We start from the raw sequence: 14,613 nt of genomic DNA, 5'->3' as shown, positions 1-14,613 counted from the left end.
CGTTTTTCGGGTACTACGGATTTTGTAATTTCAATATTTTCAACGAACTAAATTTCAAGTTGCAAAGTTAACAAAATATTATTTAGAATAGTTCTAAATAAGATGATATTCTGGGACTACAACGGACACCAATTACTTATACAACTGTATATCTGCACATTATAGTATTTAGAACGATTCTATATAACGTCATATGCCTAATTATCAGATAGATAAAATTTTAATTATTTTATTAATTTTGGAAAAATGCTCAAGTTAGGATAAGTTCATCTTTATTAATATATCTCTTTGTCCTTTCTCATTTAACATTTTGGTGAATAAACTACAGATTTCAAATTAATCGCCGGTCATAATAAACATAGGTTTAAATTCAAAACTTGTATATACAGGTCGTAGTCTTTCTGTATCGTAATATTGCGATACATCAACAATTTTATTTGTACTGGTAACAATATCAAGTGGTGTATTATCGTAGCGGCCATTGCGAAGTATTACCAATCGGCCATGAATTCCTTTCATGATAAGGTCGAGGGCAAGATTTGCATATGCCATTGGCACGATTGAATCTATTGCATCAGGATCGCCACTCCTCACTAAATATCCAAGCTTTTGATATATTACATTAATGGATTTGCCATTGTTATATTTGGGTGCAAGCTCCCTAAAATTTTGTGAGACTATCTCGCCAATCCCACCGAGTTTTGCATGACCAAATGCATCTTGTTTTGTATCTGAAAACACCATATTTCCTCCGTCCAGCATAGCTCCTTCAGAAACGAGTACAACCGAATATTTACTTGGATTTGAATATCTATCCTCTACAAGCAGCTCGGTTAGTTTTTCCATATTGAACTTGTGTTCGGGTATCACACAGCGATTTGCAGCACCGGCAATTGTTGGCAAAATGGCTGAAAATCCTGCATATCTTCCAAAAACTTCAATAATCAAAACTCTCTCGTGCGAACCTGCTGATGTACGAAGTTTGTGTGTCATTTCTATGGTTCTGGTAATGCAGGTACTAAAACCTATGCAATAGTCAGTGCCAGGGACATCGTTGTCCATAGTTTTTGGGAAACCTATAACTTTTACCCCTTCTTTGTAAAGCCTGACAGCATAGCTTAAAGTATCGTCTCCTCCGATTGGAATTAAATAATCGATTCCTGCAAATTCAATATTTTTTAAAACCTCGGGGGTGAGGTCGTTCATATTTTCAGAATATTTATCTTTTAAATGGTCTGGCACAAGATCTTTAGGTACATGGCTCGGACGGGTTCTTGAGGAATGAAGAAAAGTTCCTCCTGTTCTTCCAATTCTGTTTACAATTTCTTCGGAAAGAATTTGTATTGAGTTGCTATTATCAACTTTTTTATCTCTGATTATATTAATCATTCCTGCCCATCCTCTTCTAATTCCAACAACCCGAAATCCTTCTCGTATTGCTCTGATTGTTATTGCTCTAATTGCAGGATTTAATCCGGGAACATCTCCACCACCAGTTAAAATTCCTATTGTTCCTCTGTACTTATTACTCATAATTAATTCTTTTAAAACTTTTTGTATTGATTATATATTTTAAACTTTCAATTTTATATCTTCAAAAATCCTAATAATATCTTGCGGGTTAAATGGTTTGCTAATAAAATTGTTCATCCCTGCCATGAAACATCTTTCTTGGTCTTCTTTCATAGCGGCAGCCGTCATTGCAACAATTAGAATAGGATTTTGTTCATTCTTTATTTTTTCAATTTCTCTAATTTTGATGGTAGCTTCCAATCCGTTCATTTCGGGCATGTGCAAATCCATAAAAATAATATCGTAGTCATTTTTATTGAACGAATCTACAGCAATTTTTCCATTTTCGGCAATATGAAGTTCACTACAAAGATTTTTCAAAACATGACTTGCAACTTTCTGATTTATAGGATTATCTTCAGCTAGCAATACTTTAAAATTGTACTTTAGGTTTTCTAAACTTCTGTTCTCAATTTTAGATTCTTCTATTGGAGCAGGCATAAATTTAGATTTAAAATATTTAAGCATAATCTCCAATATATCAGACTGTTTAGCGGGGATGTTTAGTATTTCATCAATTTTTGAATCTTCAATTTCATCAGGCGACAATTGTTTACCCACCGAAGATAAAAGGACAAGTCGGGTATTATTTGCGTTTATTGATTTTATTTTACTGGCAAGTTGAATGCCGCTAATATCGCACATTTGATAATTTATAAATGCTATATCAACCTGATTTGTATTCAAATTTTGTTGTTCAAAAATTTCCATACAATTTGTTGAATCTTTGGCTTCAAACACCTCAAAATTCCAATATTCTAAATATTTTCTGTAAATATTTCTGCAAGTAGAATTATTGTCAACAATCAAAGCTTTTTTTCTATTAAAGTCGTATTTTGGCTCATCATTTTTGGGGCTTGTCGATTTAGTTTTCCCAAAAATAGCAGTAAAATAAAAAGTAGAACCTTTGTCCTGCTCACTTTCTACATCAACTTTTCCGTTCATCATTTCTATCAGGTGAACAGAAATTGCCAAACCTAAACCAGTTCCACCGTACTTTCTTGCAACCGATGCATCGACCTGCGAAAACGATTTAAATAGTTTCTTTTTGCCTTCTTCAGATATTCCAATTCCTGTATCTTTCACTTTTATTAGAAGTTCAATCGAATCTCCCTTAGTTGATTTAAGCTCAGCAGAAATAAGAATTTCGCCCTCATTAGTAAATTTTATTGCATTGTTTACAAAGTTTATAACAATCTGACGCACTCTGTTTGGATCTCCAATAATTTTCTGTGGAATATCGGGTTGAATAAAAGTGTGTAATTGAAGGTTTTTTGTTTGTGCTTTTATTGCAAGCAAATGCGAGATATCTTCGATTGTTTCAAAAATACTAAATGGTATTTTTTCTAATTCAAGGTTTCCGGATTCAATTTTTGATAAATCAAGAATATCGTTAATAATTGTGAGAAGGCTGTTCGCCGATTTGGTAATTATTTCAGTAAATTCTTTTTGTTTTTCGTTAAGCTCCGTCTGAGTCAAAATATTTGCCATTCCAATAATTCCATTCATAGGAGTTCTTATTTCGTGCGACATATTCGCCAGAAACAGACTTTTTGTTTTATTAGCTTTTTCAGCTTCGTTTTTAGCTATCGATAATTCTTTGTTCATTTTTTCAACAGTTTCTAATTGCTGTTGAATCTCTTCGCTAATTTGTTGGATTTCTTCATTTTGTTGAGATATTTTTTCGTTTTGACTATAAATTTCTTCATTATTATCGACTAAAATTTTGTTGGCTTTTTTTCTTTTTCTGTTCTGAATTATTAACAAAACCGAAAATACGCTAACAACAATAGCTATCACTAAAAATGAATGAATAATCATTGTATTTATTTTGTTTTTACTATTTAGCGTTGAGATGATTTGTTCCTTTTTTTTGTTTTTATATTTTGCTTCACTTTCTTCAATAATTTTATTATTTTCGTTAGAATAGATTGAGTCTTTCAATTCGGAATATGAAATATAGTACTTAAGAGCTTTTTCGAAATCAGACATTTTCTTATACAATTGATATTGTATATGAAAGTTTTCTTTTATTAACTGTTTGTCGGCAACTTCTTTTGAGGCAATCAGAGCTTCGTCAATATATTTTTGAGCCTGCTTATAATTTTCAAGACTAACATATAGCCTGCCAATATTATTTTTTGTGTTGGCAATATCATCTTTACCATTACTTTTTTCAGATATTTTTAATGCTTTTAAATAGTAATCCAAGGCTTTATTATGTTGTTCTTTTTCTTGATAAAGAACGGCAAGATTGTTAAATGTAATTCCCATTCTGAAGGTATCATTTATTTCTTTTTCAAGTTCTAAGGCTTTTTCGTGATATTCAAGACTTTTTTCAATATCTAAAAAATCATAGTAAACTGCTCCCAAATTACTATATGACATAATTACTCCAACATTATTATCAAGTTGTTCCCATATTTCTTTTGCATTGTTAAAACTTATAATAGCATCATTCTGTTTTTTCATTTTCCAAAACAGTAAACCTAAACTATTATATGAATATGCAATTCCTTTTTTGTCCTTAATTGATTCGCGAATTACAAGTGAGTTATGAAAATACTTATAAGCATTGTCATATTCAGCTTTTTGATAATAGGCATATCCAATGCTATTTTCTATTCGTGCTGTTATTGAAGAGTCAGCCAACTCGTTTGAAAATTGTAAGGCTTTATTAAAAAATTGTAAGGCTTCATCATATTTCCATAGCCTATAATATGCTAAACCAATTTCATAATTTGCTAATTTTTGCTCATTAATATTATCTTGATTTTCAGCAAATTGATTCCATAATATTGCATTATAAATAAGCTTTTCATTATCATGTCCCTTATACTTATTTGAAATTTCTTTATAAATAATCAACTTCTCTTTATCTTTGGCATTTTGCAATAAATTTGTGAGACTATCAATTTCGTTATTGAACGCAAAAAAATTCAGTGCATATAGAGAAAATAGAATAATAAATACTATCTTTTTCATAAAGTATATTTGTGGTAGATTTTTCAAAAAAAAAGCCCTACAATCAGGGCTTTTCAAGGTAGATTAATTTATAGATTTCATTGAAAGCATGATAAAATTTCTTTATTGGACATTTATTCTTCGCCTAATTATTTTTATAAATATGTACCCAAGCATCGGTATGTTCGGAGTTTTTGCGTTCGTTTCGCATCACCGGCAAAGCATCGTTCAATTCATCAAATCTCTTAATGTATATGTAATACCAGCCACGATCTTTGTTATGTATTATTGAAGAATTTACTCCTTTACTTTTTTCTATTCGAACTGCTCGTTTAGCTCCTTCAAAATTTCTAAATGCGTGAATTATAATATAACATCCATCGCGAATATCTTCTTCGAGATAATCTCCATTTGAATCTTTTTTAAGCTCAACAACATTTTCGTTCACAAAGTTTTTGATATACTGTTTTAAGTTATCTAACTCCATTTTTAACGAATCAACGCTAATATTATCCTGACTTCCGAATTGCCTTTGTTTCAATTTTTCTATCTCTTTTTTAAGATATTCTATTTCTTCAGCCATTTCGCTCAATTCCTTTTGCTCTTCAGGATTTTGTAATTTTTCAATTTGTCCTAACAGCTTATCTATTTCGTTGAGTTCTATTCCGGTAATTGTGCCATCAACAACCTTATCTCGAAGGCTTAATAGCTCATTTTTCATTGCTTCGAGTTGCTCATCGTAGTTTGATCCTTTCGATTCTTTTAATGAGCTTAACTGTGCTTGCAAGCTGTCTAATATGGAATTATGTTTTTCGTCGAAATTCTTTTTCAAATCTTCAATATCTTCTAAAATCTTTTCCTGATTTCCTTCCATAATATGTATAATCCTCGAATCTGCTTTTCGCACTGCTTTTCTTGTGAGGTCAAATCTTATCATTATTTCGTGAGTCCCGGCAGTATAACTTGCCATTCCATCGGTAGAATATTCATAAGCATAACCAAGATTGTAGTTTTTAAAAATATTTATCCCCGCCATAAAAACTACGCTCGACAAACTAGGTCGGTAAATTGCTCCAAGCCAATGATTCTTTTTATTTACAAAAAGCAAGCTGTAGTCAATTTGTTCGGGATAATTCGGAAGCGATTTATATAAAACCGAAGGAATCACCATTAATGCTACATTTTTAGATTTTGATTCTTTTAGTTCATTATCGAATTTTTTCTTGCGAATTTTGAATGTATAGGAAGCATGAAACATCAAGTGTCTGTTTAACATAAACTTATAATCGTCTGCAAGGCTATTGATTTGGTATCGCAAATCGTTATCGAGCAATTGAGGAAAAGCTGCACCAATATTAAGACCATATAAATTATAGTTGATTCCGAACGAGGCATCGAAAGCAATTCCATCATATAGGTCTGAAGTCAATATCGGATCTCTATCATCTGCATTAACATTTGCGAGATTTAGATGTTTTTCTACAAAACCGGCTGACAGTCCTAAACGTAAAGAATGTTCTACGTTTTTCGATAAATTAAGTTTATATGAATATGTTGCTGCACCAGAATTATTTTGAATTAAATGGCTTCTGTCATTCACAAGGATAAATCCTAAACCTGAATTTTTTTTCAGAGCTGTGTGAATTCCTACTATTGTTGTTTTTGGTGCTCCTTCGAGGCCAATCCATTGGTTTCTCGAGTTCAGAAATGCTTCAGTATATCCTTTGCTTCCCGCTAAAGATGGATTGATAATATAATTACATTGATTGTATAAATTGTTGATATACAACTGTTGTGCTATCCCACTTTTAACAACTATAATCAATAGCACTATAATTACGAATTTATAAATATTATTTATTTTCATAGTTTCTTAGTTATTTGGGGTTCTTAAAAGTGAGATGGGGCCTTTATATATTTTGTCTGTATTATCGCTTTTTAGCAAATAATAATATGTTCCTTCCGGCAATTCATTTTCTTCAAATATCCCGTCCCATTGGTTTTGATAGTGGCTTTCCAAATAAAAAACTTCTTCGCCCCAGCGATTATATATAAAAACTTCGTATTCGGTAAAATACTCGTAATTATATATTTCCCATGTATCGTTTATTACGTCTGCATTTGGGGTAACTAAATTGTTCGATCTGAGTTTGGTAACAATAACTTTTATGTCGATTTCTGCCGAGTTTTTACAACCATATTGGTCGGTAACTTCTACTTCGTAGCTTATGTCTTTTGATGGTTTCGAAATTGCCGGCGATGTATATCTGTCGATAAGATAATCTATTGGCGACCATACTGAACTAACAATATTTACATTATTCAGGTTTAAACTAATTGAGTTTCCATCAACAACAGTATTGTCTGGCAAAATTTCATTTTCAGGATAAGACAAAGCAGAAATTTCTGGTTGTGGTTTCGGATGCACCAAAATTGAGATTGTATCATTATTCGAGCAAACTTCATTTTCTTGATAATATATTTCATAAATTGCTACTATAATATCTGTTTCGCCAACTTCCGGGCTCACTTGTATAGATTTGTAGGTTTGCCCGGTTGACCATAAAACATCATTATTTGGTGTATTTACTTTTAGCTTTACATATTCTCCTTCACAAATTTCATCTTTGTCGAATTCAATTTTTGCAAATGGTTTTGGTAAAATAGAAATAAAGTTGCTTGCCTGACTTCTGCAACCTTCGGAGGTTTCAACAGTTAAATTAATAAGATATTGACCAGGCTTATTATATATATGTTTTGGTTGGTCAACCACATCTCCCTGTCCATCGCCAAAATCCCAGTAATAATTTTGGATTTCTACATCACTTTCTGAACTAATATTAATAATATTTTCATCGCCCAGACATACATGATTTACAGTAAAACCTGCATTTGGCCTTGCATAAATTTCTATAATTTTTACTTCTTGGTCAAGGAAGTTTGAATTGTTAAAAATACTCAATACTACTTCATAGATTCCATCTAATTGGTAAATATGTTCAGGATTTTCTAAATTTGAAGTTGATCCATCGCCAAAATCCCATTCGTAGGATGTAATTCCGCCTGAATAAAGAGAAGTATTATTGAAATAGCTTGTACTTCCCTGGCATGGGTTCTCTATATTAAATGAAGCTACTTGTGCATTTGCAGTCAATATCCATAGTAAGCCTACCAATATCAGACCAATGCTTTTTTTATTAATTTTTTTCATAATCTATATATTTCGCAAAATATTATTTTTAATAATTGTCTATCGCAATAATATTATCTGTTTATTAACAACACCTTCTTCTGTAATAATTTGTATTGAATACAATCCTTGCTCAAATTCTGACATATTTATACTTTTCTCATTTCCTTGAATTTCTGGATTTTCTACAGATAAAACCATTTTTCCAAATACATCGAATATTCTAAATTTATTAATTTTTATGTATTCAATTTCGTCCCAATTGATTTTAAATATTCCGCTTGTAGGATTTGGGAAAACCATTAATTGATTATCTAAAGAACTGTTTTCATTTATGAATGCTGCTCTAATTTCGATAGCTCTTGTGAGTGAATTCGAGCCACATTGATTGTTTATTGTAAATGAAACATTATAAGTTCCATTAGTCAAATATTCGTGAGTTGGTTCATATTTAGTACTATCGTAGTTTCCATCATCAAAATCCCATAGCCAGGTGGCATTTCCTGATGTATCGGAATAGTTTACAAATTGTACAACTCCTCCGGCAGTAACATAGTCGAAATTAGAGTGAGGCGCTTCATACATATAATCAATTGAAAAATCTAAACCTGTGGTACAACCAAAACCATCCTGAACAGAAGCTATGTAGGTACCGGCAGACAATAAAAGAAACAATCCATTTGCTTGATATGCTCCTCCGTCAATTGAATATTCGTAAGGGGCGGTTCCTCCTGCTGCTTCAAGTAATACCGAACCATCATTAAAGTTAAAACAAGATGCTGAAACAGTACTAGTAGCATTTAGTAATATTGGTGATGGCTCATGAACAGTATCGCTAGCTGTAGAAATTAATCCGTTTGCGTCGGTAACAGTAACTGAATATGCACCTGAGCTAAGATTAACTAAATTTTGAATTACTCCTGAATTTGACCACAGGTATGAAAATGGTGGAGTTCCATCGCCGGTTAATGTAAGTGTAATAGTTCCATCTTCAGCACCATAACAACTAACATTTGCACTAACTAAATGCACAACTGTAGGTTCCGGTTGGGTAATTTCAATATTTGCTTCAAAAATGCAAGAATAACTATCAGTAATAGTTAGTTGATAGATTCCTGCAGAAAGATCTTCAATATTTTGTGTTGTTTCTGAAGTTGACCACAAATATGAATATGGGCTCATTCCCCCTGTTACATTAATATTAATAGACCCATCAGCGTATCCATAAATTGTTACATCGCTTGAAACAATTGTTAAATCAATGGCATCAGGTTCAACCACTAAAATGCTATTTGTTTCTTCGCAAAGATTATTATCAAGAATAGTTACTGAATAATTTCCAGCAGGAATTGAATTTAAATCTTCAGTAGTTTGTCCATCTGACCATAAATAGGAATATGGAGTTGTTCCTCCCGAAGCAGTTAAATCAATATTTCCGGTAGAAAATCCATGGCATAAAACATCGTTTGCTGAAATAGTTGTAACTAATTCATCTGGTTGATTTATGGTTTGGTTTAAGACTAAAGTACAGTTATTTAAGTCGCTTACTACAACCTCATAATATCCCGCACCAATATTCATAAGATCTTCACTAACAGCACCATTTGACCACTGAAAAGTATATAGAGGAGAACCTCCGGAAATTGAAAGATCAATTGAGCCATTTGTATTTCCATAACAATCAGGAATATCAGTTCCTGAAATTATTCCAGACAATACTGTAGGTTCAGTTAATACTATTGTGTTTGAAACTGTCGAACAAGAATTTGCATCGCTTATGCTTACTACATATGTTCCAATTTGCAAATTAGTCAAGTCTTCGGTTTGTTCTCCATTCGACCAGCTAAAAGTATATGGCATTACACCTCCACCAACTGTTAAATCAACATTTCCACTGCCATCCTGAAAGCATGATAAATCTGTTCCAACCACTGTGCTTGCAAGAACTGCGGGTTGAGTAACATTGACAATTTCTGAAACTGATATTCCTTGATTGTCGGTAACTGTTACAGAATAAGTTCCAGCACCAACACTGTATAAATCCTGCGATGTAGCTCCGGTATTCCAAAGGTATGTAATTGGAGGAATTCCTTCAATAACATTTACATTAATATTAGCATCGTTGGCACCAAAACAACTTACAGAATAGCCATTATAGCTTGTTGTAAAGATACCACTAATTACGGGGGGGGCATATCCTACGGTATAAATTATAGGAATAGCTTCCGTTCCAAGAGTTGTATCTTTAACAAAATCGAATGTTTCGTTCACATCGTAAAGTATAAGACTGCTGCCATCAAATATTTTTAGGTTAAATGTTGGTTCATAGATTGAGTCCGAAACAACCGATAGAATAAATTGTTGTCCGGCTGTACCAGTTTCGATTTGTGCTACTCCCCGACAAACACCATCTTTAAAAGCATAAAGAATACAAAGAGAGTCAGTGAAAAAATTTCCTCCTGCAAATTGTACTTGTGCATTAATGGTCATGCTATTGGCTAAACCTCCCGGATTTACAAAACAAGGTGTGTTTATAGTATAAATCTGTGGAGCTCCTATCAAACCAATGGTCGAATTCACATTAAAATCGAAGCCTTCGTTGGCAATAAAAACACTGTCTAAGAGGGCATCCCAAACACGTATTTCAAAACCAGTTTCATTCGGACTGTTTGACATTACTGACAATAGAAACTGCGGACCAATTGGTCCTGGAAATACAGTTGTAGCCCCTCTACAATCTCCGTCTTTAAATGCTGCAACCATACTTCCGGTCTGGGAAATAAAACAGCCGCCAACACTACTGGCTTGGGCATTTATTCCCATACTATATTGCATTCCTAAAGGATTTACCCAATTAGCAGGTTGGGCAATGGATAGTTGCATTAAAAATACAACTAAAAATATACTAAAAAATAACTTTTTCATAATAAGCATCTTACTCTTTCTGTAATAAAACATAAATCTTTACGTATAAATATTGTTTTTGTTAATATATTATATTATCAATTTACTTCTCCATATTTTCTAATAATAAATTGCCAAAGATATCTAATATATTATTTATGATTTTTGACTTCTTAAAATTCGTTTAAAGAAATTAGATTATTTTTTTCGATAAACGAATTTTAGGAAGTCAATAAACTGTATTCTCTTAATTCTATTCTATCAAAATCAATTTTTTGCTTGAAACAAAATTTTGAGTTTTCATTCTATAAAAATATACTCCGTTTGAAATGTATTTCCCAAACTCATTTCTTCTATCCCATACAATTTGATGTTTTCCTTTTTGATAAAACTCATTGGTTAATAACAGAACTTTTTTCCCTGAATTGTCAAAAATTTCAATTGAAACCTTTCCACTTTCTGCTATAACAAATGGGATTATTGTAGTTTCGCTGAACGGATTTGGTGTATTTTCGCCTAAGGAAGTTGCCATATTTGGGACTTGGTTCAGATTCGATGCCTGAATAGTAAACAAAATAGGATTTTGAATTGTTCCCAATTTTGAATCAACTTCAAACCTAAGAGATTCAGTAGCAGTATAAATATCGCCGGTAGCAGCATCAAATATCTTAAATGCAAAACCCATTTCTTCTGTGTCATCAGACATAATTGGAAGTTGGAAAATATATCCACTTGTACATTCAATAATATCGGTTACACCTCGACAAACATTATCTTTAAATACTGCCATTTTACTTCCTTCAGCAATAATGAAGTCGCCACCACTGAATCGAACTTGTGCAACAATTGGTACGGTATTTTTCTTACCTTTTTCAGGTGTCCAATTTTCTATTGAATAAAGCTCATTATTAATATCTGATTTCGCCAAATTGCTTGTTCCGCTTGGATATTCCAGAACATCTGAAATACTAGAATATAGCTTATATCCTTGCCCTGGTATCATTCCGGCAGTAAGTCCCCACCATTGACCATATCCGAATGTTGCAAATCCATCAGTTTGGCTAACAAGCTGATCATTGTTTTGAGTATTTAATGAAGCTAAAGCTGTGCTTATATCCAATACAGTTTGAGGATTATAGCCAATCCATGTCCAACCTTGATATATTGTAATTTGTTGAGTAATATCAACTGGATAACCAACAACATTGAACGAAATCATATTGCTGCTACTATTATATATTTTATACATTTTCCCTGGCTCAATAACAAATTCAGGTGACCACCATTGCCCAAATCCATATTGAGCAATTCCATTACTCTGACTAACAATCTGATCATTATCATTTGCAAGGTAGTTTTGTAACACATTATTAATACTATCATTTAGTGGCAACACATTAAACGAGATCCAATTCCAGCCAGGAACCATTGTAAATGCTTGGGATGTTATGCTAATTGTTGGAACAAGGATGAATGTATCTGTTGCAACACAATTTTGAGAATCGGTAACTTCAAAAATATAAGTTCCCTCTACTAAATTTGAGATGTCTTCAGTAGTTTCACCGCCCGACCATAAATAGTTGTATGAGGGTGTTCCTCCACTTACTGTAATATCAATTGCCCCATCTGCACTTATATTCATACTTATCGGATTCACAACTGATGAAATCATAATTCCTGAAGTTGGTTCATTAACTGAATAGTTGAGAATTTGGCTACAAGCATTATCATCAGTCACTGTGAGAGTATAGGCTCCAGCAAACAATGAAGTTATATTTTGCATGTTAGTTCCATCTGACCATGCGAAAGAATAAGGTGAAGTTCCTCCTGAAATACTAATGGAAATTTCTCCACCATTATCTCCAAAACACGGAACGTCTGTAATACTTTCAGAAATCATCATTAACGAAGTCGGCTCATTTATATTGAAATTATAGGCAACATCGCATAAGTTAAGATCGGTGATACTCACTGAATAGCTTCCAAATATCAAATTACTTATATCTTCTGTGGTTTCTGCATTCGACCATAAATAAGAGTAGGGCTGAACTCCTCCAGAAACACTAATATCAACAGAACCGCTTGCATCTCCTGCACACAATACATTTTCTACCATGCTATTCATACTGAAACTATCAGGTTCAGTAATAACAAAAGATTGCATTAAATTACAATTATTTATATCGGTAATAAATACAAAGTAGTTGTCTGCTGACAAATTGCCAATATCCTCTGTTGTTTCGCCATTAGTCCAAAAATAATAGTATGGAGTATTTCCACCAGTAACTGTTATATCAATTGAGCCATTTGAACCACCATTACATGAAATATTGTATCCATTAGAATTAGGAACCACACTGGAAACTTGAATAATATCAGATTGGGTAACTTCTGCAGAATCCGAAATATAACAATTATTTGCATCAATTATTGTTACAAAATATAAATCTGCATAAAGGTTAGATATAGAGGATGTTGTGTCTCCATTGCTCCATAAATAAGCATAAGGAAGTGTTCCTCCGGTTACTGAAGTTGAAACACTGCCGGCAGAAGCTCCGAAACAATTTACATTAATCGTTGTCAGCGAAACACTTAGATTTGCAGGTTCAATAACTGCAATTTGAGATTCATATGTACAAGAATTTCCATCGGTAATGCTTATTGTATAAATCCCTGCAATAAGATTATTGATATCCTGACTTGTAGAACCATCTGACCATAAATATGTTATTGGAGCAACTCCACTTAGAATTTCTAAATCGATAGAACCATTGCCTAAACCAAAACAAGAAACATTTATTGTGCTTATAGACGTATTAACACTTTGATAAACAGTCAGATTCGTAATTATTGTAGAATCGCAACCATCAACTGATGTTAAAACATCTGTATAAATTCCAGAAACAAACTGGTCAGCTCCAGCTGCAAAATAGCTTTCACCATCGCAAATTGCTACATCTACGTTTGTTGTGTAAACTGGATTTACGGTGAGATTGGTTAAGATTGTAGAATCGCAACCATCAACTGTTGTTAAAACATCGGTGTAAATTCCTGAAACTGTTTGATTGGCTCCGGCTGCAAAATAGCTTTCGCCATCACAAATTTCTACATCAACGTTTGTTGTATAAATTGGATTTACAGTGAGATTGGTTAAGATTGTAGAATCACAACCATATATTGTTGTTAAAACATCTGTGTAAATTCCTGTTTCTGTTTGATTGGCTCCGGCTGCAAAATAACTTTCACCATCACAAATTGCTACATCTACATTTGTTGTATAAACAGGATTTACGGTGAGATTGGTTAAAATTGTAGAATCACAACCATCTATTGTTGTTAAAACATCTGTGTAAATTCCTGTTATTGTTTGATTGGCTCCTTGTGCAAAATAGCTTTCGCCATCACAAATTGCTACATCAACGTTTGTTGTGTAAACTGGATTTACTGTAAGGTTTGTTAAGATTGTTGAATCGCAACCATCAATTGAAGTTAAAACATCGGTGTAAATTCCTGTTACTGTTTGATTGGCTCCGGCTGCAAAATAACTTTCACCATCGCAAATTTCAACATCTACGTTTGTTGTGTAAATAGGATTTACTGTCAAATTTGTTAGAATAGTAGAATCGCAACCATCAATTGAAATTAAAACATCGGTGTAAATTCCTGTTATTGTTTGATTTACTCCAGCTGCAAAATAGCTTTCGCCATCACAAATTTCAACATCTACGTTTGTTGTGTAAACTGGATTTACTGTGAGATTGGTTAAAATGGTTGAATCGCAACCATCAATTGTTGTTAAAATATCTGTGTAAATACCTGTTACTGTTTGATTGGCTCCTTGTGCAAAATAGCTTTCGCCATCACAAATTGCTACATCAACATTTGTTGTGTAAATTGGATTTACGGTGAGATTGGTTAAGATTGTTGAATCACAACCATCACCTGTTGTTAAAACATCGGTGTAAATTCCTGTTATTGTTTGG

The 14,613-nt window shown here is 32.9% G+C and carries 6 protein-coding genes; all 6 read right to left on the bottom strand.

The features are described 5' to 3' along the window. Nucleotides 1-336: 336 nt before the first annotated feature. A complete protein-coding gene (locus HN894_11945; protein ID MBT7144032.1) occupies nucleotides 337-1,533 on the bottom strand; it encodes an ATP-dependent 6-phosphofructokinase in 1,197 nt (398 codons plus the stop codon). 39 nt (nucleotides 1,534-1,572) lie between these two features. Then, nucleotides 1,573-4,557 (bottom strand): tetratricopeptide repeat protein, encoded by a 2,985-nt coding sequence (locus HN894_11940; protein MBT7144031.1) that lies wholly within the window; start codon nucleotides 4,555-4,557, stop codon nucleotides 1,573-1,575. Between the two features lie 124 nt (nucleotides 4,558-4,681). Further along, nucleotides 4,682-6,403, bottom strand: coding sequence for a PorP/SprF family type IX secretion system membrane protein (locus tag HN894_11935; GenBank protein ID MBT7144030.1), 1,722 nt, complete (start codon nucleotides 6,401-6,403; stop codon nucleotides 4,682-4,684). Between the two features lie 6 nt (nucleotides 6,404-6,409). Then, a complete protein-coding gene (locus tag HN894_11930) occupies nucleotides 6,410-7,747 on the bottom strand; it encodes a T9SS type B sorting domain-containing protein (GenBank protein MBT7144029.1) in 1,338 nt (445 codons plus the stop codon). 39 nt (nucleotides 7,748-7,786) lie between these two features. Further along, nucleotides 7,787-10,651, bottom strand: a complete 2,865-nt coding sequence (locus tag HN894_11925; GenBank protein ID MBT7144028.1) for a T9SS type A sorting domain-containing protein — start codon at nucleotides 10,649-10,651, stop codon at nucleotides 7,787-7,789. A gap of 232 nt (nucleotides 10,652-10,883) precedes the next feature. Next, nucleotides 10,884-14,613, bottom strand: a 3,730-nt coding sequence (locus HN894_11920; protein ID MBT7144027.1) for a T9SS type A sorting domain-containing protein, incomplete at its 5' end; no start/stop codon positions are given.

Source organism: Bacteroidota bacterium, from assembly GCA_018692315.1.
Taxonomy (GTDB): Bacteria; Bacteroidota; Bacteroidia; order Bacteroidales; family JABHKC01; genus JABHKC01.
Note: the sequence above shows the minus strand (reverse complement) of the source record. Positions and strands in the feature narration are given on the sequence as shown.